Below are 24,120 nucleotides of genomic sequence, written 5' to 3'. Positions count from 1 at the left end.
CTTAAAAAAGTGATAAAATGGTAGGAAGAATTGGAGAGTAGAGATGCCAAAAGAAGTGAATTTAACAGGCGAAGAAGTTGTCGCTTTAACCAAAGAATATTTAACAGAAGAGGATGTCCATTTTGTCCATAAGGCCTTGGTCTATGCGGTGGAATGCCATAGTGGTCAATACCGCAAATCTGGCGAACCTTATATTATTCACCCTATCCAAGTGGCAGGTATTTTAGCCAAGCTCAAGCTGGATGCCGTAACGGTAGCTTGCGGTTTCTTGCATGATGTGGTGGAGGATACAGATGCGACCTTGGACGATTTGGAAAGAGAGTTTGGTCCTGATGTGCGGGTAATCGTAGATGGGGTTACCAAACTTGGGAAGGTCGAGTACAAATCTATCGAGGAGCAATTAGCGGAAAATCATCGCAAGATGCTCATGGCCATGTCTGAGGACATCCGTGTTATCTTGGTCAAACTGTCTGACCGCTTGCACAATATGCGGACCCTGAAACACCTTAGAAAAGACAAGCAGGAGCGTATTTCCAAAGAAACCATGGAAATCTATGCCCCACTTGCCCACCGTCTGGGGATTTCCAGTGTCAAATGGGAATTGGAAGACCTGTCTTTCCGTTACCTCAATCCAACGGAGTTTTACAAGATTACCCATATGATGAAGGAAAAGCGTAGGGAGCGTGAAGCCTTGGTGGATGAGGTAGTCACAAAATTAGAGGAATATACGACAGATCGTCACCTAAAAGGGAAGATTTACGGTCGCCCCAAGCATATTTACTCGATTTTCCGCAAAATGCAGGATAAGAGAAAACGGTTTGAGGAAATCTATGACCTGATTGCCATTCGCTGTATTTTGGATACCCAAAGTGATGTTTATGCTATGCTTGGTTACGTGCATGAACTTTGGAAACCAATGCCTGGTCGCTTTAAAGACTATATCGCTAATCGCAAGGCCAATGGTTACCAGTCTATCCATACGACTGTTTATGGGCCAAAAGGACCGATTGAATTCCAGATTCGAACTAAAGCCATGCACGAGGTGGCTGAGTACGGGGTTGCGGCTCACTGGGCTTATAAGAAAGGCGTTAAGGGGCAGGTCAACAGCAAGGAATCAGCTATTGGGATGAACTGGATTAAGGAGATGATGGAGCTCCAAGATCAGGCTGATGATGCCAAGGAATTTGTGGATTCAGTTAAGGAAAACTATCTGGCTGAGGAGATTTACGTCTTTACCCCAGATGGAGCTGTCCGCTCCCTTCCAAAAGATTCAGGACCGATTGACTTTGCCTATGAAATCCATACCAAAGTCGGTGAAAAAGCGACGGGTGCCAAGGTCAATGGCCGTATGGTTCCACTGACAACCAAGCTCAAGACAGGGGATCAGGTTGAAATTGTCACCAACCCGAACTCCTTTGGGCCGAGCCGTGACTGGCTCAATATGGTCAAGACCAGCAAGGCCCGCAACAAGATTCGTCAGTTCTTTAAAAATCAAGACAAGGAATTATCCGTTAATAAGGGTCGTGAAATGCTGATGGCTCAGTTCCAAGAAAATGGCTATGTGGCCAATAAATTCATGGACAAGCGCCACATGGACCAAGTTCTACAAAAGACCAGCTACAAGACAGAAGAATCCCTCTTTGCGGCCATTGGTTTTGGAGAAATTGGAGCTATTACCGTCTTTAACCGTCTGACTGAAAAGGAACGTCGTGAAGAAGAACGTGCCAAGGCCAAGGCTGAAGCAGAAGAGCTTGTCAAAGGTGGCGAAATCAAGGTTGAAAATAAAGAAACCATCAAGGTCAAGCATGAGGGTGGTGTAGTCATTGAAGGTGCTTCTGGACTCCTCGTGCGGATTGCCAAGTGTTGTAATCCAGTGCCTGGTGACGATATTGTCGGCTACATTACCAAGGGGCGTGGTGTGGCTATTCACCGTGTGGACTGTATGAACCTGCGTGCCCAAGAAAACTACGAGCAACGTCTCCTTGATGTGGAGTGGGAAGACCAGTACTCTAGCTCAAATAAGGAGTATATGGCCCATATCGATATTTACGGCCTCAACCGTACAGGACTGTTGAACGATGTACTGCAAGTTCTTTCAAACACAACCAAGAATATCTCAACAGTCAACGCTCAGCCAACCAAGGATATGAAATTTGCTAATATCCATGTATCCTTTGGTATTGCTAACCTCTCGACGTTAACCACGGTTGTGGACAAGATTAAGAGTGTGCCAGAAGTCTATTCTGTCAAACGGACCAATGGCTAATTGGCCTAGCTCTTACTAGAAAGGCTATTATGAAAATCATTATCCAACGGGTTAAAAAAGCCCAAGTGAGTATCGAAGGTCAGGTTCAGGGAAAAATCAATCAGGGACTCTTATTGCTGGTTGGAGTTGGACCAGAGGACCAAGAGGAAGATTTGGACTATGCCGTGAGAAAACTGGTCAACATGCGGATTTTTTCAGATGCAGAAGGCAAGATGAACCTGTCTGTCAAAGATATTGAAGGAGAAATCCTCTCTATTTCTCAGTTTACCCTCTTTGCGGATACCAAGAAAGGCAATCGTCCAGCCTTTACAGGGGCAGCCAAGCCTGATATTGCATCAGACTTCTATGATGCATTCAATCAAAAATTAGCGCAAGAAGTGCCCGTTCAGACAGGTATTTTTGGAGCGGATATGCAGGTTGAGCTGGTCAATGATGGGCCAGTTACCATTATCCTAGATACTAAAAATAGATAAGAAAGACCAAGCCCAGCCGGCTTGGTCTTTCTCATCTATCATAAAATACCCCAAAATGAAATCGGTTCCTGATAGGCTTTTGGGAAGTCTCTTTTCAGGCTTTGGCTTATGTGATAGGAAAGTATGAGATGTCCTAGGATGAGGAGAGTTCCCTGAAGGAAAAGTGGGATGCTACTTAAACATATCAAGGAGAGAATCATCAGGCTATCCCAGAGGAGGATTTGTAAGGCAAATCGCCAGAATCTCGGTCTAATCTGAGAATAGAGTTGACTAAAGTGGTCACAAAGCTGGTTGGAAAGATAGGTCAATAGCACAGGATGAAAGAAAATGAGCCAACCGCTATAAATCAAAATCCAATCCCAAGTAAGTCCCTCTTTAAATGTCAAAAATGCCAGCATGATTCCATCAATGACAAGAAGTTGAGTGCTTTTGATGAAGATGATTTTTTTCATGCTAAAACCTCCTTCTCCTTAGAGACACTCCCATAAAGAGATGTGTTTGCTGTAAAAGTCAGGATAGTTTTCTCTTAGGTAGTCCGCCGTCCTATAATATAAAGTAGAATGACAAGCAGTGACAATTGGCATAAGAGAGGGAAAACGCTGAGAACTAACGAAGGTTAAAAGGACAAAAAATAGAAAATCAATGGAGAGAACCCCTAAATAGTAGAAGCGAATCTTTTTATTGATTTGAGGATAAATCTCAGTGAAATGATGTTTGAGTCGGACAACCAAGCGAAATAGCAGGAGTCCTTGAACAAGGAGGAAAATAAAACCAGAGAGTAGGAGCCAGTCCAAAGATGTCTCATGTCTTTTGATAAAAAATGCGAATAGTAGCAAATCGATGACTGCAATTGCTGTAAAATGGATTCTAAAGAGTTTTTTCATAAGATGACCTCCCTCTTTTATCTATCTTCATTCTACTCCAAAAGAATGGAAGTTACAAGTAAAATAATAAAAAATTTTAGTAAGGAGATTCTATTAGATTTCTTTATTTGAGTTTCCTCCTATTGTTCCACTTCTTCATCATTCCAGACAAACAAAGCTCCGATTGCATTGAGGATATAAAAGATGTATTTTCCGATATTGGCAAAGTTTCCTTGAATGCCAGCCTTTGTCAGCTGGACGAAATTGTAAATCAACCAAAAGCCCCACTGAGTTGTTAATTTCAATGCGTTCAATGCATTGGCAATGAGGGACAGTGCAAAGGCAATAGTTGTTACGTAGGCAAGGAGATTCATCTTTCCTCCATAGCCGATATAGTTGGTCACAAAGGTAAAGAGGAAGGCGATGATGGAAATGATGATGGCCGCCAATTTTACCTGTTTTTGGCTCATTTGGTTGGGTCTGCCTTCTTGCGAAGCTTCCCATTTCTTAATAGCAAAGCTATAAATGAGGAAGGTGACAGGATAGGTGATAATGGCCGCCTTATTTCCAAGGATATAATCAATGGTACCAGATAAAATCGTATTGACAATACCAAAGTAATTTCCCCATTTGTTTAATTTCCCCGTGAAACGAGTGGACAACATGGAAATCCCAACATTGGTTACGGAAATCAATTCAAAAGGAACAAGAGCAGTCCATGGTCCCCAGTCTACAAATTTGTCGAGACGTGAGTTGAGGTAACCAGATGCAATCGCAATCCCAACGACCAAAGCAACCCCGAAGAGGTCAAACCATTTGGATGTCGCAAAAATTTTTAGTGATTTTTTCATAGGTTAAACTATCTTTCTTGTTTTTTACAAACATTCCACAACTAAATGAAAGTAAAATCAAATGATAGAAATAAAACCCTGAAAATCAAACTTTCAGGGTTAGTTGGGATACTTGAGAAATTAGCTGATTTTTTCGACATAGAGTTGTTTGGCAATGTCCATACTTACTTGTAAATCCTCGTCTTTACTAAGGATAGTGAAGGTATTGCTGAAGCCATCAAACTGCTGGACTTGGAGCGGATCACCGATGTGAAGTGAGTGCTTGTCCAGATAACTGAGAATGTCAAAACTATCGTGCACCCGAGTCAGGCGGTAGGCGCCAGCCTCCTTGATGTCAGCTAGTGGCAGGTTATTGATTTCAACTAGGAGTTCTCCCTTAGCAGGAATAGTTCCTCCGTGGGGGCAGGTTTTAGGGAAACCTAGCAATTTATCCAGTCTTTCCACGAATAAATCAGATACAGTATGTTCCAAGACTTCAGCTTCCTCGTGAATCTGGTCACTCGTATAGTCTAAATGATGGACTAGAAAAACTTCAATCAAGCGATGTTTACGATAGAGCTCAGAGACCAATTTGAGGCCGAGGTCAGTCAGTAGATAGCCACATTCCTTGTCCTTGAGGATGAGATTTTCACTTTTCATCCGTTTAATCATTTCAGTTACGGCAGGGGGAGAGACTTGCATGCGAGCCGCAATTTCCTTGTTGGTGATTTTATGCAGGTCTGTGCCAATTTCATAAATACATTTTAGATAATCTTCTTTATTTGGGGTCATTCGTTTCCTCTTGTCTAATATCTTTATCTAGTATATCAAAAAAAGCTAGATTTCTCTAGCTGTGACTTTTTATGTTATACTTATTGCAAGAGAAAAAACGAGGAGATGGATATGACGAAAATAGCTCTTCTTTCAGATATTCATGGAAATACCACTGCTTTAGAGGCTGTTCTGGCAGATGCTCGGCAGCTAGGAGTGGATGAATACTGGCTTTTGGGAGACATTCTCATGCCAGGGACAGGGCGTAGAAGGATTTTGGATCTGTTGGCTCAACTACCGATTACGGCTAGAGTTTTGGGAAACTGGGAAGACAGTCTGTGGCATGGTGTCCGCAAGGAATTGGATAGTACTCGTCCCAGCCAACGCTATCTCTTGCGCCAGTGCCAGTATGTTTTAGGGGAAATATCCCTAGAAGAAATCGAATTGCTCCACAATCAACCTCTCCAGCTTCATCGTCAGTTTGGGGCTTTGACGGTGGGAATTAGCCATCATCTGCCTGATAAGAACTGGGGGCGAGAGTTGATTCATACTGGAGTGCAAGAGGATTTTGACCGCTTGGTGACCAATCCCCCTTGTGATATTGCTGTTTATGGTCATATTCACCAGCAGTTGCTTCGTTACGGGACTGGTGGGCAATTGATTGTCAATCCAGGTTCGATTGGGCAGCCTTTCTTTCTAGATGCCCAGTTGCGGAAGGACTTGCGAGCTCAGTATATGATTTTAGAATTTGATGACAAAGGCTTGGTAGATATGGACTTCCGACGGGTAGACTACGATGTGGCAGCTGAATTGCAGTTGGCTAAAGACCTCAAACTACCCTATTTTGAGGTTTACTATGAAAGTCTGGTCAATGGGATCCACCATACTCATCATCAGGAATTTCTGAGAGAATTAGCCCAGAAAGAAGGCTATGATAGGGAATTAGATGCCTGGTTAAAAGGTGGTAACGATTGACATTACAACTAAAAAGGGTATAATAAAAGAAAAAGAAGAGTAGAGGCAGGATAGCCTTGTAAAAAGGAGAAGAGGATGCAAATTCCAAGTAGATTTACCATTGCGACTCATATGATGATTATTATCGCTCTCGAGGGGAAGGAAAGCAAGGTGACCAGTGATTTTCTGGCTGCTAGTGTCGGGGTCAATCCTGTCATTATCAGAAAAACCTTGTCCCAGTTGAAGAAGGCAGAGCTGATTTCAGTCGCGCGCGGAACAGGGGGAACAGAGATTGTTAAGGATCTCAAAGACATTAGTCTTTTAGATGTTTATCAGGCGGTAGAGTGTCTTGGTAAGACAGGTCAGCTCTTTAGTTTCCATGACAATCCAAATCCAAATTGCCCAGTTGGAGCTCATATTCATGATGTTTTGGATCAAAAATTGGAGAGAATCCAGCTGGCTATGGAGGCTGAACTTGGTCAGACTAGCTTAGAACAAGTCGTGGCTGATGCAGAGAGTCAGATGAAGGAGTAATTTTTTCTTTAAAACAAGAAAAGCTTATGAGAAAGTTTTTATACTCAATGAAAATCAAAAAGCAAACTAGGAAGCTAGCCGCAAGCTGTACTTGAGTACGGTAAGGCGACGCTGACGTAGTTTGAAGAGATTTTCGAAGAGTATTACCTTATCATAAGCTTTTTATCTATTTTTCCAGGCTTGGTAACGGGTATCAATCAATAACTGGGTAAGGCGTCCTATGGTTTCCCTTTCTTCTTGGGTGAGGGATTGAGTTTGGACAAAGAGATGATGAATGTGTTCAAGCGCCTTTAAGGAAGACAGGTCATTGATGGAGCTAATCCCAGCATCAAGAATGGTGCCAAAGAAGAGGTCGAAATAGAGCTGGAGTTCTTCATCAGGGACTGTGGCTACCCATTCTTTGAAGGTAGTGTCGACTTGTTGGCTATCACTGTTGGTCTTATCCAGCTGGACGAAGTGCTTGTCCTCAATCTGCCAACTAAAGGTATCGTGCTGGGCAATACCACCTAAGGCAGTACTGTGCACGATGATTTGGTGGGCAGGAATTTCCAACATCATACCGATGATGGAACCTTGTGGAATGAAGACCTTGGTTCTATCCATTATCCTTTGATAGCCCTCGCTTTGTGACAGTTCTTTGTGGAGACCAGGCGCATCAAAGGTATAAACAGCTGTGATTTGATTTTGCAAGTTTTTCCCAATTTGACTAGCAGCATAGATGGCTAGATTTCCTCCCTTGGAATGCCCAGCCAGAATGACCTTCTGCTTAGGATGGTGGGCAAAAAAGTTCTTTAAATAGCGAAGGGCGTGCTTTTGAGCAGGAATTTCCTTCATATAGGCTAGGTGGAAATCTTCCTTCCAGCCAATGATACTGTCATCTGTCCCACGAAAGACAATCAGATAGGTATCGAGAGTGAGGCGGTAGGTCATAGCCGCAAACTGCTTTTGCAGCTCAGGGTCGATGTCGTTGATAAAATGGGAGAGTTTGCAATTTTTGAAACGTTTGTGTTGAGCTAGTTCATCTAATAGCTGGAGGCGATTTTTGCTGGTCAACATGTTAGATTCTCTTGGAACCTGAGGAGCCAGTTCTAAAAGTCGCTGAGGAGCTGTGGAGACCAGATTATCAAAGGGGAGGTAGGTGGTTTCTGTTAAGGCTAAAATATCTAATTCATTTAAAGGAAGGTCGTAAAAGGAATCGTGTGCGACATCTTTCAGATAATCAAAAATATTGGCCATAAGAGCTCCTTTCTTTTTATTTATCTTATCAAATTTTCCTCAAATTAGCTAGTAGGATTGGCTCACTTTGTTGGCTAAAAACAAGCTCTTTCAAATTCAGTTTCAGACCTTCGAGCATGGAAAAATCTGTTATAATAATAGAAAAGGAGAATCAGATGCACAAGATTTTATTAGTAGAAGATGATCAGGTCATTCGTCAACAGGTCGGGAAAATGCTCTCTGAATGGGGATTTGAAGTGGTTCTGGTAGAAGACTTTATGGAAGTTTTGAGTCTATTTGTTCAGTCGGAGCCTCATCTGGTCCTCATGGATATTGGCTTGCCCTTGTTTAATGGTTATCACTGGTGTCAGGAGATTCGCAAGATTTCCAAGGTCCCCATCATGTTTCTGTCTTCGAGAGACCAGGCTATGGATATTGTCATGGCAATCAATATGGGGGCGGATGACTTTGTGACCAAGCCTTTTGACCAGCAGGTTCTTTTAGCCAAGGTTCAGGGCTTGTTACGCCGTTCCTATGAGTTTGGGCGTGACGAGAGTTTACTGGAATACGCCGGTGTGATTCTCAATACCAAATCCATGGATGTACATTATCAAGGGCAAGTCTTGAATTTGACTAAGAATGAATTCCAGATTTTACGCGTTTTGTTTGAGCATGCGGGCAATATCGTAGCGCGTGATGACCTGATGCGGGAACTTTGGAACAGTGACTTTTTCATTGATGATAATACCCTCTCTGTCAATGTGGCTCGATTGCGTAAAAAGTTGGAAGAGCAGGGCTTGGTAGGATTTATCGAGACCAAGAAAGGGATAGGGTACGGACTGAAGCATGCTTGATTGGAAACAATTTTTTCTAGCCTATCTGCGCTCCCGTAGTCGTCTTTTGGTTTATCTGCTTTCTTTGACGTTTCTGGTTTTGCTCTTTCAGTTTTTATTTGCAAGTTTAGGAACTTACTTTCTCTACTTTTTCCTCTTGTGTTGCTTTGTGACCATCTTATTTTTTACTTGGGACATATTGGTGGAAATGCAGGTCTATCGTCAGGAACTTTTCTATGGTGAGAGGGAAGCCAAATCTCCATTGGAAAGAGTTTTGGCTGAGAAACTAGAATCGCGTGAGATGGAACTTTATCAGCAGAGGTCAGATTCAGAAAGAAAACTGACGGATTTGCTGGATTACTATACCTTGTGGGTCCATCAGATTAAGACCCCCATTGCAGCCAGTCAACTCTTAGTCGCAGAAGTAGCTGACCGCCAATTAAAGCAGCAATTAGAACAGGAAATTTTTAAGATTGACTCCTATACCAATCTAGTTTTACAGTATCTGCGTTTAGAAAGTTTTCATGATGATTTGGTTTTAAAGCAGGTTCAAATCGAGGACGTGGTTAAGGAGATAATTCGTAAATATGCTCTTTTCTTTATTCAAAAAGGCTTAAATGTCAATCTACATGACCTTGATAAAGAAATCGTGACGGATAAAAAGTGGCTGCTAGTGGTCATTGAGCAAATTATCTCAAACAGTCTCAAGTACACCAAGGAAGGTGGGCTAGAGATTTATATGGAAGCGCAAGAGCTTTGTATCAAGGATACGGGAATCGGGATAAAAAACAGTGATGTCCTCCGAGTCTTTGAACGTGGATTTTCAGGGTATAATGGACGCCTAACCCAGCAGTCATCTGGACTTGGACTTTACCTATCTAAGAAAATTTCTGAAGAACTGGGGCACCAGATTCGCATCGAGTCTGAGGTCGGAAAAGGAACGACAGTGCGGATTCAGTTTGCTCAAGTGAACTTAGTCCTTGAGTGAGAAGAGACAATGAGTTTTTACCCAATCTCTTTTTGCTATATTTCAGGATATTTGAAGACTGTTTTTTACAAAACTAATAATAGAATTTTTAATACGGAATATAGTATAAATACTGGTTCAAAGTGAAGTTTTGTATGCTTCATACTTTTGTTGAGTATAAAATCTATAAACTAAGGGTGAATTACAAAAATTAATTTGAGATGAAGTGAATTGTAGACTTGGGAAATGTCTCCTATTCGATTTCAGAATGAATCGTTGATACAGGATTAAAAGAACTGCAGCTTTCTTTTTATTTTGAATGAGATAGGTGTATATAGATTTGTGTAACTGGTGTAGAATTGTTTCCAAGAATTTATTGAATGTATCGAATACACACATTCTATTGATTTTGAACCAGTTTTTAATTTCTAAATGTTATAATAGTTTTATCAAGTAAAAGGAGACTGCCATGATTGGAGACAATATAAAATTCTTACGAAAATCACATAATCTGATATAACCAGAATTTTCACGGATTGTGGGTGTGTCACGAAATAGCCTAAATCGTTAGAAAAACTGAAAAAGCTTACTTTCAATAGAAGTATGGGAAATATTCATTTTACATCTATCAAAGAAACATGGGATAGACCTATATTTTACAAAATAGCAAATTATATTTTGAATGATAGTAAAAACGGCAGTACTTGTGTGATTTACAATTATTGCACTCAATGTCCGAGTATCGCACTATCTGAAATAGGGAATAGTAGAGATTGTTCTGCGATATGTAAAAAACGCATTAGCAAGGAGTATCGTATATGCTACCATATCTTAAAACTATTAGATGGTATCTCTTCTTTAATTTTCTTTTTGGTGTAGTATCGAATATCTGCACAGCTTTGTTACCGTATTTCACGCAGGCATTAATCAAAGGGGATTATCAAGTAGCTCTATATGGTTACTCTATGTCAGTGGCAGGCTATTTGAGTTGTAACTATATCCAAATGATACTTGATTGGAAGCAGGGGATTATCTTTTCGACTACTTTGAAAAATGAGTGGTTTCGTTCACTTCTGGGACTCAGTCACCACGATTTCAAGCAGAAAACAGTAGCAGAGTATATTTCCTATCAATCTAATGACCTAGATTCGTTGGAAAAGGATTACCTTCCTCCATTGATGAGTTTTATCAAACAAATTTTACGTATTATCATTTATGCTTTCATTATTAGCAGAACAATTAATCCTATTGTATCACTGATTTTAATCTTTTCCACTGGAATTAGTATTCAAATTCCTAAAATCGTTGGGAAGTTGACCGCTAATCGTAGACAGGTTTACTTGAAAAAACAAGGAGATTACTATCGAACTTTGGAGGATTTGCTCATGGGACATCATTTGGTAAATAAACTAACTATGTCGCATTTTTTGAATCAACAAAAGAGTTCTCTAAAGAATTTGCAGGATAAGTATTTTAAGTATGGTTTGACAAAAATTACAGGCATCTTATTGACAGGTGTTTCGTTTGAATTCATTAGTCTTGTTCTGTTTATTTATTTAGCCTACTCTCTATCTCACCAGCAACTCGGTATTCCTGAGGTGGTGGCAAGTTTCGGATATATTAATGCTTTTTCTGAACCAATACAGGAAATCCTTTATGATTTACAAATGTTAGAGTCCGTAAAGCCTGTAATCAAGAGTTTTCAAAACATTGTTGGGAGACCCGTTTCAGTTCAAGCACCTCAACATTCTTTTGATACGATTACTTTGAAAAACATTTCCAAACAACTGGGAGAATCAAAATTGATAATTACTTCCGCTACGATTCAAAAAGGGGATAAAATTGCGCTTATTGGTAAGAATGGGTCTGGAAAAAGTAGTCTTCTCAACATTTTAAATGGAACAGATGAAGATTTTGAAGGACAAATTGTGCTAGATGGGCTTGTTTTGGACCATCTTTGGGGAAGATTCGGTATGATTCTGCAACAAGAACATACATTTATTTCGAGTTATGAAAATAATGTAACGCTATTCAATAGTTTCAATGAAAAATTCAGAGAAGAAGATTTTGAAAAAATTCCACCACAATCCCTGTCAGGTGGTCAGCAACAACGAATGTATTTAAATCGTGAGAAAAATCGTAAAAATCCATTGCTTATCCTAGACGAACCTTTCTCTGCCTTGGATACTAATCAGTTTAAAATGGAATTGGAAAGAGTTCTGGAACTACCAAGTGCCGTCATTGTTACTTTACATCGCCAAAACGAATTATTAAGTAAGTTTGACCAAGTTTGGGAAATTAAGAATGGAGAACTTGTAATTTTGAAATAGCTAAATTATAAAGAATAAAACGCATAGTAACAAGGTCATTCAACACCTGATATTATGCGTTTTTCTGATTTTAAGGACTTTTTACTAGGCTCTTATTTCTCAACGCGTGATTTGTTGGCGATATCAGCTAGGATAGCTTGAACAAAGTCATCTACTGAGACAGTTTGTGTTTCTTTTTGGCCATAGCGACGAACGTTAACAGTTCCGTCTTCCATTTCCTTGTCCCCAACGATCAATTGGTAAGGAATCTTGCTTGTTTGTGAAGCACGGATCTTGAACTGCATTTTTTCATTGCGCTCATCGACATCAGCACGGACACCACGGTCGCGGAGTTTCTTAGCTACTTCCCATGCGTAGTCCACGTGTTTTTCGTTAGATACTGGGATGAGGGTTACTTGGTGTGGTGCAAGCCATGTTGGGAAGGCACCCTTGTAGTTCTCAATCAAGATAGCTGTGAAGCGTTCCATAGTTGAGATAACTCCACGGTGGATCATAACTGGACGGTGCTCTTCACCATCAGCTCCGATGTATTTAAGGTCGAAGCGTTCTGGAAGCAAGAAGTCGAGTTGGATAGTAGAAAGAGTTTCTTCTTTTCCAAGGGCGGTCTTAACTTGAATATCCAATTTTGGTCCGTAGAAGGCTGCTTCACCTTCGGCTTCAAAGTAGTCCACACCCATTTCATCAAGAGCTGCACGAAGCATAGTTTGTGCATTTTCCCACATTTCATCGTTATCAAAGTACTTGTGAGTATCTTGAGGATCACGAAGAGATAGGCGGAAGCGGTATTCAGTCAAGTTGAAATCTTCATAAACATCGATAATCAACTGAAGAGCACGTTGGAATTCTTCTTGGATTTGTTCTGGAGTGACAAAGAGGTGACCATCGTTGAGTGACATTTCACGTACACGTTGAAGACCAGTGAGGGCACCAGATTTTTCATAACGGTGCATCATACCGATTTCAGCGATACGGATTGGCAACTCACGGTATGAGTGAACATGATGTTTGAAGACTTGGATGTGGTGCGGGCAGTTCATTGGACGAAGGACAAATTCTTCCCCGTCACCCATGTCCATAGTTGGGAACATGTCTTCTTGGTAATGATCCCAGTGACCAGAAGTCTTGTAAAGCTCAACTGAAGCAAGTGGTGGAGTGTAGACGTGTTGGTAGCCAGAAGCCAACTCTTTGTCTACGATGTAGCGTTCCAACTCACGACGAATAGTCGCACCATTTGGCAACCAGAATGGAAGTCCTTGACCAACCTCTTGTGAAATCATAAAGAGGTCAAGCTCTTTACCAAGTTTACGGTGGTCACGTTCCTTAGCTTCTTCACGCATTTGAAGGTAGTTTTTCAAGTCTTTTTTGTCAAACCAAGCTGTACCATAGATACGTTGCATCATAGCGTTGTCGCTATTTCCACGCCAGTAAGCACCTGCTACATGGAGAAGGTGGAAGATTTGGATGCGGCCTGTTGATGGGACGTGAGGGCCACGGCAAAGGTCTACATATTCACCCTGACGATAGATAGTCAAACCGCCTTCGTCTTCTGAGTGCTCTTCAATCAATTCCAACTTGTAAGGGTCATTTTTGAAGATTTCACGTGCCTCGTCTTTAGTCACTTCTTCACGAATTGATGGGAAGTTTTCTTTGACGATTTTTTGCATTTCTTCTTCGATACGAGGAAGGTCTTCGTTAGAGATTTGACCAGCAGTGTTATCAGTATCGTAGTAGAAGCCGTCTTCGATTGCTGGACCAACTCCCAAGTGAATGTCTGGGAAAAGACGACGAGCTGCTTGGGCGAACAAGTGAGCGGCTGAGTGACGCAAGATTGGAAGGGCATCTTCGTGATCAGGTGTCACGATTTCGATGCTTCCATCTTCAGTGATAGCACGAGTAGTGTCGATGAGTTTGCCGTTGAATTTACCAGCCAAGGCCTTTTTAGCTAGGGAATTGCTGATAGATTGGGCAATTTCAAAAGTTGTAACGCCAGATTCGAATTCACGAACAGCGCCATCTGGGAAAGTAATGTTAATCATGATGTTCTCCTTTTTATTATTTCATAGTTTTTAAGCATTGACTTTTTTGCAGACTACTTCCTAGTCTTAATGTTCAATTGCTTTTCTTTATCAGAGAGGAAGTTTTCCATTTCCGTCAGAATGTCTATATCCAGACGTTGAGAAAGTTCTACTAGCCACCAGATATTTTCTGAAAGTTTTTGTTCCAGTGTGTAGGGTGTTTCATCATAGTAGCGTCCTTGCTTTGTCATCACCAATCGTTGGAAATTTCCAATATCATTAGACAAAGCCAAGAGGTCTTCTTTACCGTCCACTTGGAATCATGATGCTTAACTTCCAGTTCGTGATAAGCTTGTCGGATTGCCCCACAGCGCTCCACTAATTTTTGCAACTCCATAGTTAGCCTCCTCATAAAAAATTGCGACATCCTCGAAAGGACGTCGCAACGTGGTTCCACCTTCATTTATGTTCCTCAAAAAAGAGGGACACCTCTGATTGGCTCTAACGTGGCCACCGTTTTATGTTTTCATAAAAAATTCAAGAGTAGTGTCAGTTTAGGCTTTCTATGCGTTTCCAGCAACCACGCACTCTCTAGTAGAAAGGGACTAAGTGACTTGTCTCTATGGATTATTATAGCATGATTGTGAGATTTTTCAAGGATTTTGTGAAAGTTTTTTGTTTTTCATTTTTGTAGAATATGCTTGATGCCAATACCGGAAGCCATGCCCACCAGAGCCAAGGTTTCATAGATTAGCAAGTAAATTAGTATAAACTCACCAAAGGTTATGATAGTAAAGCAAAAGAGCAGTCCGTTACCAATTAACCACCAAAGTGAGAAACGGAAACGGTAGCTATAAAGTAGCGATACAATCAAGATTACCAGAGGTGTAAAGAAGAGAATATTATTTACGTAGAGACTCTTGAGAAAAAGGGGGTCAGAAATGATTAGTGATAACAACTCATAAAGTGGCCAATAAAAGAAGAATATGACCAAATAGTAGGGGAGATGGGAATAGAATCTAGGCATGATAATCACCTCGTTTAAAAACAGATAACTTAGATTTCTTGCTATGATTATTATAGCATATTTAAAACAAGAAAGTAAATCTGTTGACAAAGAAGTTAGTTATTGGTAGAATAGGGATTGTCGTAAAGACAAATAACTTCTTCTTGGTTACAGGCATGCCAACCTGTCACTCGGATGAAGCCAAATAAAAAGGAGAAATATCATGGCAATCTCAAAAGAGAAAAAAAATGAAATCATCGCACAATATGCACGTCACGAAGGTGATACAGGTTCAGTAGAGGTTCAAGTTGCTGTCCTTACTTGGGAAATCAACCACCTTAACGAACACATCAAACAACACAAAAAAGACCACGCTACTTACCGTGGATTGATGAAAAAAATCGGTCGCCGTCGTAACTTGCTTGCATACTTGCGTAAAAACGACGTTAACCGTTACCGTGAGTTGATCAACTCTCTAGGACTTCGTCGCTAATCTGCTTTATTTTCCACTTACATTGCGTTGCCACCTTACCTCGATATACTCAAGTATAATCTTCGGTTACGGTTCCTAGCACTATAAGGTAAAATAAACCAGATCTTCTCCCTTCGGGGAGATTTTTTTGTTCACTAAAATTTTTGTACAATCTTCGGCTTGTCGCCTAGTTTATAAACGTTTTATCCAGCAAGAATCATGATGCTAAGGGCGCCAAAAATCCGTATGAAAATAGGGAAACGACACCGTGTTCGATGAGTGCAAGGAGGTTCATCTTTTTCACTAGGATTTTAGCCTGGGTTCAAATCAGCTCACTGACTTCAGAGGGCTTTTTTATTGAGGTTTTATCGGTCACAATTTTGGAGACTACAAAAACCTCAAATGGTATCAGCTAATTACACCATAAAGGTGCGTAGCTAATCGGAGAGCCCACACTTTACGAAGTAAAGTATAGTATGTTATACTTTACATAGAAGTAGTCACCTAATTCCAGTTAGAAATTACTTTGTAACTACGTTTTGAGGAGGAGTAAAATGCTTTCCTATGTTCGACATTACCCACTAGCGATAGCTAAATTAATGTGTCTGTGCTCTCCTAAAATCTGCTGATTTATTACTGACCAATACAGGAGGTTTTTTATGGGACAGACAATCATATCTGCTATTGGTGTTTATATTTCCACCAGTATCGATTATTTAATTATTTTATTTATTTTATTTGCACAGCTATCACAGAATAAACAAAAATGGCATATTTATGCGGGGCAATATCTAGGCACAGGCTTACTTGTAGGGGCGAGTTTAGTTGCTGCTTATGTCGTTAATTTCGTGCCTGAAGAATGGATGGTTGGATTGCTTGGTTTAATCCCTATCTATTTAGGGATTCGCTTTGCAATTGTTGGAGAAGGTGAGGAAGAAGAGGAAGAAGAGGAAGAAATTATTGAAAGATTAGAACAAAGCAAGGCAAATCAACTGTTTTGGACAGTTACATTGCTGACAATTGCGTCTGGCGGAGATAATTTAGGTATCTATATACCTTATTTTGCTTCATTAGATTGGTCACAGACCCTCGTGGCCTTGCTTGTGTTTGTAATCGGCATAATTATCTTATGCGAGCTTAGTCGGGTGTTATCCTCTATTCCGTTAATATTCGAGACAATTGAAAAATACGAGCGAATCATTGTGCCCTTAGTATTCATTCTACTTGGACTATACATCATGTATGAAAATGGCACGATAGAGACTTTTCTGACCGTGTAGATTTTTTTGTTTCACTAGGATTTTAGCCCTCTGAAAATCAGCTCTCTGATTTTCAGAGGGCTTTTTCATTGAGTATAAATGGACAATCTTAAAGTTACTCTATTGTAGAGTGTCTTTTGATTTGATTGGAAGATTCTTATAAATATAGTAAAATGAAATAAGAACAGGACAAATCGATCAGGACAGTCAAATCGATTTCTAAAAATGTTTTAGAAGTAGAGGTGTACTATTCTAGTTTCAATCTACTATATAAATGAAAACCTTAGCTGTTTGGCCAAGGTTCATTTCTTCTATGCAAGGTTTTCTCTCTTTTTATCTGGATTCCATACGAAGCTTGCGATAAAGCTAAAGATGATAGTTAGGATAGCGAGGATAATGGCAAGGATGAGAGCAGGGATGCGAATAAACCACCAGAGTGGATTTGGTTTTTTATTATTGTGCCATTGTTTCGTTTCTTGGTCCAAACGTTGAAATTCTGCTTGGATGCGATTGGCGACTGTTTCAATGCCTTCATCATTCATTTTCTTGATATCTGAGATATCGATTGGATTTCCAAAGTTCATATCGACACGTTCACGGCTAACCAAGCCTTTCAAGGTCATAGGACCTGTATAGGTAACAGGCATGATACGGACCTTGGCCATTTTGGCAATCAGAGCTACGCCACCCTTGACATCGTTTGAGTGACGGCTCCCACTTGGAAACATGATGAGAGAGCGATTACTTTTTTTAAGAACATTTATAGGGTATTTGATGGCAGAAGCACTAGGATTTTCACGATCAATAGGAAAAGCACCACACATACGAATCCACCAACCAAAGATACGGTTGGTAAAGAGTTCTTTTTTGGCCATAAAGATAAATTGTTTTGGCTTGGTCGCAAAAGCCATGTAAACTGGATCCCACCAAGTGCGGTGAGGCGCAACCAAAATATAATTTTCATCTTGATTAGGAATTTTATCAGTATTATGATAGTGGGCATTGCCATTGATGGACCATAAGAGCAAGACAACCAATCCACGTAAATAAGTATAAAACATGCGATCTCCTTCGATTATTTTCTTGTTATTATTATACCTTATCAAAGGAGGGCTGGCAAACTTTTCCCTTGACTAGGTGCATATTTGGGGTGAGATTAGAATTCTGTTAAAAAAAATGATATGATAGAATTTATGGATAAAAATAAGATTATGGGATTAACCCAAAGAGAAGTCAAGGAAAGACAGGCTAAAGGCTTGGTCAATGATTTTACTGCTTCGGCCAGTACTAGCACTTGGCAAATCATCAAACGAAATGTCTTTACCCTTTTTAACGCTTTGAATTTTGCCATTGCTTTGGCACTTGCCTTTGTGCAGGCTTGGAGCAATCTGGTCTTCTTTGCTGTTATCTGCTTTAACGCTTTTTCTGGAATTGTGACCGAGCTACGGGCCAAACACATGGTGGACAAGCTTAATCTCATGACCAAGGAAAAAGTCAAAACCATTCGTGATGGCCAAGAAGTGGCTCTGAATCCTGAAGAATTGGTGTTAGGAGATGTCATTCGTTTGTCTGCAGGAGAGCAGATTCCCAGTGATGCCTTGGTTTTGGAAGGTTTTGCGGAAGTCAATGAAGCCATGCTAACGGGAGAGAGTGATTTGGTGCAAAAGGAAGTTGACGCCTTGCTTTTGTCTGGAAGTTTCCTAGCCAGTGGGTCAGTTTTAGCTCAAGTTCACCATGTCGGTGCAGACAACTATGCTGCCAAACTCATGCTGGAAGCCAAGACCGTTAAACCAATCAACTCTCGTATCATGAAATCGCTGGACAGGTTAGCTGGTTTTACTGGGAAGATTATCATTCCTTTTGGTCTGGCTCTCTTGCTAGAAGCCTTGCTTTTAAAAGGCCTGCCTCTCAAGTCATCCGTTGTAAACTCGTCGACAGCCCTTTTGGGGATGTTACCTAAGGGAATTGCCCTTTTGACCATCACTTCGCTCTTGACAGCGGTGATTAAGTTGGGCTTGAAAAAGGTCTTGGTGCAGGAGATGTATTCTGTTGAGACCTTGGCGCGCGTGGATATGCTCTGTTTGGACAAGACGGGCACCATCACCCAAGGAAAGATGCAGGTGGAGGCCGTACTTCCTTTGACCGAAGAGTATGGAGAGTCAGCGCTTGCTAGCATCTTGGCCAGCTATATGGCCCATAGTGAGGATAAAAATCCAACTGCCCAAGCTATTCGCCAGCGATTCCAAGGCCAAGTAGTCTATCCTATGCTCTCTAATCTTCCCTTCTCCAGCGACCGCAAGTGGGGAGCCATGGAATTGGAAGGTTTGGGAACAGTTTTCTTAGGTGCACCTGAGATGTTGCTGGAAAATGAAGTCCCAGAAGCCAGAGAGGCCTTGGAGAGAGGCTCACGTGTCTTGGTCTTAGCTCTCAGTAAGGAGAAATTAGACCATCACAAGCCACAGAAACCATCTGATATTCAGGCTCTAGCCTTGCTGGAAATCTTGGACCCGATACGAGAGGGAGCAGCTGAGACGCTGGACTATCTCCGTTCTCAGGAAGTGGGCCTCAAGATTATCTCTGGTGACAATCCAGTTACGGTATCCAGCATTGCCCAGAAGGCTGGTTTTGCAGACTATGACAGTTATGTAGATTGCTCGAAAATTACGGATGAGGAATTGATTGCTATGGCTGAAGAGACAGCTATTTTCGGACGGGTTTCCCCTCATCAAAAGAAACTCATCATCCAAACTCTGAAAAAAGCGGGTCATACAACAGCTATGACAGGGGATGGGGTCAATGATATTCTGGCCCTTCGTGAGGCGGATTGTTCTATCGTGATGGCTGAGGGAGATCCTGCGACTCGTCAGATTGCCAATCTGGTTCTCTTGAATTCTGACTTTAATGATGTTCCTGAGATTCTCTTTGAAGGTCGTCGTGTGGTCAATAACATTGCCCACATCGCCCCGATTTTCTTGATAAAGACCATCTATTCCTTCCTGTTAGCAGTTATCTGTATCGCCAGTGCTTTATTAGGTCGGTCTGAGTGGATCTTGATTTTCCCTTTCATTCCAATCCAGATTACCATGATTGACCAATTTGTGGAAGGTTTCCCACCATTCGTTCTGACTTTTGAGCGAAATATCAAACCTGTCGAGCCAAACTTCCTCAGAAGATCCATGCTTCGTGCTCTACCAAGCGCTCTCATGGTTGTCTTCAGCGTTCTTTTTGTGAAAATATTTGGAGCGAGTCAAGGTTGGTCTGAGTTAGAAATCTCAACTCTCCTCTATTATCTCTTGGGGTCAATTGGTTTCTTATCCGTATTTAGAGCCTGCATGCCATTCACTCTCTGGCGCGTCCTCTTGATTGTTTGGTCAGTTGGAGGCTTCCTAGCCACAGCTCTCTTCCCAAGAATTCAAAAACTGCTTGAAATTTCAACCTTAACAGGACAAACATTACCTGTTTATGGTGTCATGATGTTGGTCTTTACCGTGATTTTCATCCTGACTAGTCGCTATCAAGCCAGAAAATAAAGAAAGGCTGCAATCTGTGGATTGCGGTCTTTTTAGGTGCAAGATTGCCAGCTGAAATGTGGTATAATAAGAGGTAATAGAGTTTTGGAAAGTGAGAGAAGATGATTTCAAAGAGATTAGAATTAGTGGCTTCCTTTGTGCCACAGGGAGCTATTTTGCTAGATGTGGGAAGTGACCATGCTTATCTGCCTATCGAGTTGGTTGAGAGAGGCCAAATCAGAAGCGCCATTGCAGGTGAAGTGGTGGAAGGTCCCTATCAGTCTGCGGTCAAAAATGTTGAGGCTCACGGCCTAAAGGAGAAAATCCAGGTTCGTTTAGCCAATGGCTTGGCAGCTTTTGAAGAGGCAGACCAAGTGTCTGTCATTACCATTGCTGGTATGGGTGGTCGTTTGATTGCTAGGATTTTAGAAGAAGGCTTGGACAAGCTAGCTAATGTAGAGCGTTTGATTCTCCAGCCCAATAATCGTGAAGACGACTTGCGTATCTGGTTGCAAGAGAACGGATTCCAGATTGTAGCAGAAAACATCCTAGAAGAAGCTGGCAAGTTTTATGAAATTCTAATTGTGGAAACAGGACAAATGAAGCTATCAGCCAGTGATGTTCGCTTTGGTCCTTTCTTGTCCAAAGAAGTCAGTCCAGTATTTGTCCAAAAATGGCAAAAAGAAGCTGCTAAGCTAGAATTTGCCCTCGGACAAATTCCAGAAAAAAATCTGGAAGAACGTCAAGTTCTAGTAGATAAGATTCAAGCTATCAAGGAGGTGCTCCATGTTAGCAAGTGAAGTGATTAACGCGTATGAAGCCTTTTGCCCTCAGGAATTTTCAATGGAGGGAGACAGTCGTGGCCTGCAAATTGGAACTTTGGACAAGGATATCCAAAGTGTCATGGTGGCTCTGGATATTCGTGAAGAAACGGTGGCTGAAGCTATTGAAAAGGGTGTGAACTTGATTATCGTCAAGCACGCGCCAATTTTCCGTCCCATCAAGGATTTGGTAGCTAGCCGTCCACAAAATCAGATTTACATTGATCTCATCAAGCATGACATCGCAGTTTATGTCAGCCATACCAATATTGACATCGTTGAAAATGGCCTCAATGACTGGTTCTGCCAGATGCTGGGAATTGAGGATACGACTTATCTACAGGAGACAGGTCCTGGACGTGGAATTGGACGTATTGGGAATGTTCAGCCTCAGACATTTGGGGAATTGGCTCAACATGTCAAGCAAGTATTCGGCCTAGATAGTCTTCGAATGGTGCATTATCAAGAGAGCGATTTGCAGAAGCCTATTTCAAAAGTGGCCATCTGTGGTGGGAGCGGGCAGTCTTTCTATAAGGATGCTTTAGCTAAAGGAGCGGATGTCTATATCACTGGTGATATTTACTACCACACTGCCCAGGATATGTTGTCTGATGGCTTGCTAGCATTGGACCCAGGTCACTATATTGAAGTGCTTTTTGTGGAAAAAATCGCAGAGCTTCTTAATCAATGGAAAGAGGAAAAAGGCTGGGAACTAGAGATTTTACCTAGTCAAGCATCGACCAATCCTTTCCACCATATCTAGTTAGAAAGTGAAACCAATGAAAAAAGTTGCCATTATCGGAGCAGGAATTGTGGGGGCAACAGCTGCCTACTACCTCTCGAAAGAAAGTGACCTAGAGGTGACCGTTTTTGACCATGGACAAGGTCAGGCTACCAAGGCCGCAGCAGGAATTATCAGTCCTTGGTTTTCCAAACGTCGCAATAAAGCCTGGTACAAGATGGCGCGCCTGGGGGCTGATTTTTATATGGATTTGTTGGCTGATTTAGAGAAGTCAGGGCAAGAAATCGACTTTTACCAGCGTTCGGGAGTCTTTCTCTTGAAAAAGAATGAATCCAAGTTGGAAGAACTCTATCAACTGGCCCTCCAGCGTAGAGAAGAGTCTCCCTTGATAGGGCAATTAGCCATTCTGGACCAAGCATCAGCCAATGAATTATTCCCTGGCTTGCAGGGATTTGATCGCTTGCTCTATGCTTCTGGTGGAGCGAGAGTAGATGGTCAACTCTTAGTGACTCGTTTGCTCGAAGCTAGTCAAGTCAAGCTGGTCAAAGAAAAAGTGAGTCTGACACCTTTAGCATCAGGTTACCAGATTGGTGAAGAGGTCTTTGATCAGGTTATTTTGTCGACGGGAGCTTGGTTGGGACACCTGTTAGAGCCTTTAGGTTATGAAGTGGATGTTCGTCCCCAAAAAGGACAACTCCTAGATTATCAGCTTGCCCAAGATATGGAATCATACCCTGTTGTTATGCCAGAAGGGGAGTGGGATTTGATTCCTTTTTCTGGTGGGAAATTGTCCTTAGGTGCTACTCATGAAAATGACATGGGATTTGATTTGACGGTAGATGAAACCTTACTCCAACAAATGGAGGAGGCCGCCTTGCCTCACTATCCGATCTTGGCCGAAGCTACTTCAAGAGCTGAGCGTGTGGGAATCCGTGCCTACACTAGTGATTTCTCACCTTTCTTTGGGCAGGTGCCAGAATTGGCAGGTGTCTATGCTGCTAGTGGACTAGGTTCATCAGGCCTCACAACTGGTCCTATCATTGGTTACCACCTAGCTCAACTGGTCCAAAGCAGGGAAATGACCTTAGATCCAGCAAACTACCCAATTGAAAACTATGTCAAACGACTAAAAAGCGAATAAATATTTTACTGAAATTTTAGCTTAGCTTCTAGGATGGCAAATGACATTCCCTATCAAAAATGGTAAAATAAGAAAAAATCCGAGAATCGAGGAAAAAAGATGCAAGAAAAGATTTTGGTAACGGGTGGAGCGGGTTTTATCGGAACCCACACAGTTATTGAGTTAATCCAAGCAGGTCATCAGGTTGTTGTGGTGGATAACCTTGTTAATAGTAACCGTAAAAGTTTAGAAGTTGTTGAAAGAATCACAGGAGTTGAAGTGCCTTTCTATGAGGCAGATATTCGTGATACAGATACCCTTAGAGATATTTTCAAACAAGAAGAACCAACAGGGGTCATTCACTTTGCTGGTTTGAAGGCTGTCGGTGAATCTACCCGTATCCCTCTTGCTTATTATGACAACAATATCGCAGGAACTGTTAGTCTTTTGAAGGTCATGGAAGAAAACAACTGTAAAAACATCATTTTCAGTTCTTCTGCGACAGTTTACGGAGATCCGCATACAGTGCCCATCTTGGAAGATTTCCCACTTTCAGCGACCAATCCATATGGCCGCACCAAGCTTATGCTTGAGGAAATTTTGACAGATATCTACAAGGCAGACTCAGAATGGAATGTGGTCTTGCTTCGTTACTTTAACCCAATCGGAGCCCATGAGAGTGGAGATTTGGGAGAAAATCCAAACGGTATTCCAAACAATCTCTTGCCATATGTGACTCAAGTAGCCGTTGGAAAATTAGAGCAAGTGCAAGTGTTTGGAGACGATTACGATACGGAAGATGGAACTGGTGTTCGTGACTATATCCACGTTGTCGATTTGGCTAAAGGTCACGTCGCAGCTCTGAAAAAAATCCAAAAAGATTCAGGCCTAAACATTTATAACCTTGGAACAGGGAAAGGCTATTCAGTTCTTGAAATTATCCAAAATATGGAAAAAGCAGTGGGACGTACAATTCCTTATCGCATTGTAGACCGTCGCCCAGGGGATATCGCAGCCTGTTATTCAGATCCTGCAAAAGCCAAAGCAGAACTGGGCTGGGAAGCAGAATTAGGCATCACCCAAATGTGTGAAGACGCATGGCGTTGGCAAAGCAAGCATCCAAATGGATTTGAAGACTAA

The 24,120-nt window shown here is 41.5% G+C and carries 22 protein-coding genes and 2 pseudogenes; 14 read left to right on the top strand and 10 right to left on the bottom strand.

What is annotated here, in order from left to right:
* Window positions 1-43: 43 nt before the first annotated feature.
* Window positions 44-2,266, top strand: a complete 2,223-nt coding sequence (locus HW098_RS00715; RefSeq protein WP_176138963.1) for a bifunctional (p)ppGpp synthetase/guanosine-3',5'-bis(diphosphate) 3'-pyrophosphohydrolase — start codon at window positions 44-46, stop codon at window positions 2,264-2,266.
* Between the two features lie 29 nt (window positions 2,267-2,295).
* A complete protein-coding gene (gene dtd / locus HW098_RS00710) occupies window positions 2,296-2,739 on the top strand; it encodes a D-aminoacyl-tRNA deacylase (RefSeq protein ID WP_068843991.1) in 444 nt (147 codons plus the stop codon).
* 38 nt (window positions 2,740-2,777) lie between these two features.
* Here dtd and HW098_RS00705 read toward each other — a convergent pair whose 3' ends face one another.
* From HW098_RS00705 to HW098_RS00690, 5 genes and pseudogenes are all read right to left on the bottom strand, one after another.
* Window positions 2,778-3,191 carry a hypothetical protein gene (locus tag HW098_RS00705; RefSeq protein WP_079120199.1) on the bottom strand — a complete coding sequence of 138 codons (414 nt, stop codon included), beginning with the start codon at window positions 3,189-3,191 and terminating at the stop codon, window positions 2,778-2,780.
* 18 nt (window positions 3,192-3,209) lie between these two features.
* Window positions 3,210-3,623 (bottom strand): hypothetical protein, encoded by a 414-nt coding sequence (locus tag HW098_RS00700; protein ID WP_068843989.1) that lies wholly within the window; start codon window positions 3,621-3,623, stop codon window positions 3,210-3,212.
* Between the two features lie 119 nt (window positions 3,624-3,742).
* Window positions 3,743-4,453 (bottom strand): nicotinamide mononucleotide transporter, encoded by a 711-nt coding sequence (locus HW098_RS00695; protein ID WP_176138962.1) that lies wholly within the window; start codon window positions 4,451-4,453, stop codon window positions 3,743-3,745.
* Window positions 4,410-4,593, bottom strand: a pseudogene (locus HW098_RS10800) (hypothetical protein). Before HW098_RS10800 ends, HW098_RS00695 begins: the two are co-directional and overlap by 44 nt.
* Window positions 4,574-5,224: a metal-dependent transcriptional regulator gene (locus HW098_RS00690; RefSeq protein WP_176138961.1), complete on the bottom strand. Its 651-nt coding sequence runs from the start codon at window positions 5,222-5,224 to the stop codon at window positions 4,574-4,576. The pseudogene HW098_RS10800 and the gene HW098_RS00690 overlap by 20 nt, the downstream one beginning before the upstream one ends.
* Before the next feature lie 111 nt (window positions 5,225-5,335).
* On the opposite strand from HW098_RS00690, the gene HW098_RS00685 reads away from it, so the two are divergent.
* Together HW098_RS00685 and HW098_RS00680 are read left to right on the top strand one after the other, a co-directional pair.
* Window positions 5,336-6,178, top strand: coding sequence for a metallophosphoesterase family protein (locus HW098_RS00685; RefSeq protein ID WP_176138960.1), 843 nt, complete (start codon window positions 5,336-5,338; stop codon window positions 6,176-6,178).
* A gap of 75 nt (window positions 6,179-6,253) precedes the next feature.
* Complete coding sequence (locus tag HW098_RS00680) at window positions 6,254-6,691, top strand: Rrf2 family transcriptional regulator (RefSeq protein WP_176138959.1); 438 nt, start codon at window positions 6,254-6,256, stop codon at window positions 6,689-6,691.
* A gap of 162 nt (window positions 6,692-6,853) precedes the next feature.
* Here the strand turns inward: HW098_RS00680 and HW098_RS00675 are convergent, their stop codons facing one another.
* The gene (locus tag HW098_RS00675; protein WP_176138958.1) at window positions 6,854-7,927 is read right to left on the bottom strand and encodes a DUF2974 domain-containing protein; all 1,074 of its coding nucleotides are present in this window, start codon (window positions 7,925-7,927) and stop codon (window positions 6,854-6,856) included.
* Between the two features lie 155 nt (window positions 7,928-8,082).
* Between HW098_RS00675 and HW098_RS00670 the strand changes: the two genes are divergently transcribed.
* The 3 genes from HW098_RS00670 (at window position 8,083) to HW098_RS00660 (ending at window position 12,036) form a co-directional block, all read left to right on the top strand.
* A complete protein-coding gene (locus tag HW098_RS00670) occupies window positions 8,083-8,760 on the top strand; it encodes a response regulator transcription factor (protein ID WP_000548993.1) in 678 nt (225 codons plus the stop codon).
* Complete coding sequence (locus HW098_RS00665) at window positions 8,753-9,727, top strand: HAMP domain-containing histidine kinase (RefSeq protein WP_176138957.1); 975 nt, start codon at window positions 8,753-8,755, stop codon at window positions 9,725-9,727. Before HW098_RS00670 ends, HW098_RS00665 begins: the two co-directional genes overlap by 8 nt.
* Window positions 9,728-10,524: 797 nt before the next feature.
* On the top strand, window positions 10,525-12,036 hold the full coding sequence (locus HW098_RS00660; protein WP_004242726.1) for an ABC transporter ATP-binding protein: 1,512 nt from the start codon (window positions 10,525-10,527) through the stop codon (window positions 12,034-12,036).
* A 92-nt stretch (window positions 12,037-12,128) separates the two neighbouring features.
* Here HW098_RS00660 and thrS read toward each other — a convergent pair whose 3' ends face one another.
* From thrS to HW098_RS10350, 3 genes and pseudogenes are all read right to left on the bottom strand, one after another.
* Window positions 12,129-14,072: a threonine--tRNA ligase gene (gene thrS / locus HW098_RS00655; protein ID WP_000608345.1), complete on the bottom strand. Its 1,944-nt coding sequence runs from the start codon at window positions 14,070-14,072 to the stop codon at window positions 12,129-12,131.
* A gap of 53 nt (window positions 14,073-14,125) precedes the next feature.
* Window positions 14,126-14,448: pseudogene (locus HW098_RS10795) on the bottom strand (MazG-like protein).
* Between the two features lie 285 nt (window positions 14,449-14,733).
* Window positions 14,734-15,078, bottom strand: a complete 345-nt coding sequence (locus tag HW098_RS10350; RefSeq protein WP_004255634.1) for a hypothetical protein — start codon at window positions 15,076-15,078, stop codon at window positions 14,734-14,736.
* A 202-nt stretch (window positions 15,079-15,280) separates the two neighbouring features.
* Here HW098_RS10350 and rpsO point away from each other — a divergent pair, with 202 nt between their 5' ends.
* Together rpsO and HW098_RS00640 are read left to right on the top strand one after the other, a co-directional pair.
* Window positions 15,281-15,550, top strand: coding sequence for a 30S ribosomal protein S15 (gene rpsO, locus HW098_RS00645; RefSeq protein WP_001018251.1), 270 nt, complete (start codon window positions 15,281-15,283; stop codon window positions 15,548-15,550).
* 638 nt (window positions 15,551-16,188) lie between these two features.
* On the top strand, window positions 16,189-16,809 hold the full coding sequence (locus HW098_RS00640; RefSeq protein WP_020903630.1) for a CadD family cadmium resistance transporter: 621 nt from the start codon (window positions 16,189-16,191) through the stop codon (window positions 16,807-16,809).
* A 290-nt stretch (window positions 16,810-17,099) separates the two neighbouring features.
* Here the strand turns inward: HW098_RS00640 and HW098_RS00635 are convergent, their stop codons facing one another.
* Window positions 17,100-17,849 (bottom strand): 1-acyl-sn-glycerol-3-phosphate acyltransferase, encoded by a 750-nt coding sequence (locus HW098_RS00635; RefSeq protein ID WP_050074205.1) that lies wholly within the window; start codon window positions 17,847-17,849, stop codon window positions 17,100-17,102.
* A gap of 132 nt (window positions 17,850-17,981) precedes the next feature.
* Between HW098_RS00635 and HW098_RS00630 the strand changes: the two genes are divergently transcribed.
* From HW098_RS00630 to galE, 5 genes are all read left to right on the top strand, one after another.
* Window positions 17,982-20,318: a cation-translocating P-type ATPase gene (locus HW098_RS00630; protein ID WP_176138956.1), complete on the top strand. Its 2,337-nt coding sequence runs from the start codon at window positions 17,982-17,984 to the stop codon at window positions 20,316-20,318.
* Between the two features lie 101 nt (window positions 20,319-20,419).
* Window positions 20,420-21,097, top strand: coding sequence for a tRNA (adenine(22)-N(1))-methyltransferase TrmK (locus tag HW098_RS00625; RefSeq protein ID WP_176138955.1), 678 nt, complete (start codon window positions 20,420-20,422; stop codon window positions 21,095-21,097).
* Window positions 21,084-21,881, top strand: a complete 798-nt coding sequence (locus HW098_RS00620) for a Nif3-like dinuclear metal center hexameric protein (RefSeq protein WP_176138954.1) — start codon at window positions 21,084-21,086, stop codon at window positions 21,879-21,881. The genes HW098_RS00625 and HW098_RS00620 overlap by 14 nt, the downstream gene beginning before the upstream one ends.
* 16 nt (window positions 21,882-21,897) lie before the next feature.
* Window positions 21,898-23,001: an FAD-dependent oxidoreductase gene (locus HW098_RS00615; protein ID WP_176138953.1), complete on the top strand. Its 1,104-nt coding sequence runs from the start codon at window positions 21,898-21,900 to the stop codon at window positions 22,999-23,001.
* Between the two features lie 99 nt (window positions 23,002-23,100).
* Window positions 23,101-24,120: a UDP-glucose 4-epimerase GalE gene (gene galE, locus HW098_RS00610; RefSeq protein ID WP_176138952.1), complete on the top strand. Its 1,020-nt coding sequence runs from the start codon at window positions 23,101-23,103 to the stop codon at window positions 24,118-24,120.

It is taken from the genome of Streptococcus sp. 1453 (genome assembly GCF_013276955.1).
GTDB lineage: Bacteria > Bacillota > Bacilli > Lactobacillales > Streptococcaceae > Streptococcus.
Note: the sequence above shows the minus strand (reverse complement) of the source record. Positions and strands in the feature narration are given on the sequence as shown.

Bases quoted from the DNA above. Each gene is read 5' to 3' on its own strand.
- HW098_RS00715 (WP_176138963.1), top strand. From the start codon at position 44: ATGCCAAAAGAAGTGAATTTAACAGGCGAAGAAGTTGTCGCTTTAACC.
- dtd (WP_068843991.1), top strand. From the start codon at position 2,296: ATGAAAATCATTATCCAACGGGTTAAAAAAGCCCAAGTGAGTATCGAA.
- HW098_RS00705 (WP_079120199.1), bottom strand. From the start codon at position 3,191: ATGAAAAAAATCATCTTCATCAAAAGCACTCAACTTCTTGTCATTGAT.
- HW098_RS00700 (WP_068843989.1), bottom strand. From the start codon at position 3,623: ATGAAAAAACTCTTTAGAATCCATTTTACAGCAATTGCAGTCATCGAT.
- HW098_RS00695 (WP_176138962.1), bottom strand. From the start codon at position 4,453: ATGAAAAAATCACTAAAAATTTTTGCGACATCCAAATGGTTTGACCTC.
- HW098_RS00690 (WP_176138961.1), bottom strand. From the start codon at position 5,224: ATGACCCCAAATAAAGAAGATTATCTAAAATGTATTTATGAAATTGGC.
- HW098_RS00685 (WP_176138960.1), top strand. From the start codon at position 5,336: ATGACGAAAATAGCTCTTCTTTCAGATATTCATGGAAATACCACTGCT.
- HW098_RS00680 (WP_176138959.1), top strand. From the start codon at position 6,254: ATGCAAATTCCAAGTAGATTTACCATTGCGACTCATATGATGATTATT.
- HW098_RS00675 (WP_176138958.1), bottom strand. From the start codon at position 7,927: ATGGCCAATATTTTTGATTATCTGAAAGATGTCGCACACGATTCCTTT.
- HW098_RS00670 (WP_000548993.1), top strand. From the start codon at position 8,083: ATGCACAAGATTTTATTAGTAGAAGATGATCAGGTCATTCGTCAACAG.
- HW098_RS00665 (WP_176138957.1), top strand. From the start codon at position 8,753: ATGCTTGATTGGAAACAATTTTTTCTAGCCTATCTGCGCTCCCGTAGT.
- HW098_RS00660 (WP_004242726.1), top strand. From the start codon at position 10,525: ATGCTACCATATCTTAAAACTATTAGATGGTATCTCTTCTTTAATTTT.
- thrS (WP_000608345.1), bottom strand. From the start codon at position 14,072: ATGATTAACATTACTTTCCCAGATGGCGCTGTTCGTGAATTCGAATCT.
- HW098_RS10350 (WP_004255634.1), bottom strand. From the start codon at position 15,078: ATGCCTAGATTCTATTCCCATCTCCCCTACTATTTGGTCATATTCTTC.
- rpsO (WP_001018251.1), top strand. From the start codon at position 15,281: ATGGCAATCTCAAAAGAGAAAAAAAATGAAATCATCGCACAATATGCA.
- HW098_RS00640 (WP_020903630.1), top strand. From the start codon at position 16,189: ATGGGACAGACAATCATATCTGCTATTGGTGTTTATATTTCCACCAGT.
- HW098_RS00635 (WP_050074205.1), bottom strand. From the start codon at position 17,849: ATGTTTTATACTTATTTACGTGGATTGGTTGTCTTGCTCTTATGGTCC.
- HW098_RS00630 (WP_176138956.1), top strand. From the start codon at position 17,982: ATGGATAAAAATAAGATTATGGGATTAACCCAAAGAGAAGTCAAGGAA.
- HW098_RS00625 (WP_176138955.1), top strand. From the start codon at position 20,420: ATGATTTCAAAGAGATTAGAATTAGTGGCTTCCTTTGTGCCACAGGGA.
- HW098_RS00620 (WP_176138954.1), top strand. From the start codon at position 21,084: ATGTTAGCAAGTGAAGTGATTAACGCGTATGAAGCCTTTTGCCCTCAG.
- HW098_RS00615 (WP_176138953.1), top strand. From the start codon at position 21,898: ATGAAAAAAGTTGCCATTATCGGAGCAGGAATTGTGGGGGCAACAGCT.
- galE (WP_176138952.1), top strand. From the start codon at position 23,101: ATGCAAGAAAAGATTTTGGTAACGGGTGGAGCGGGTTTTATCGGAACC.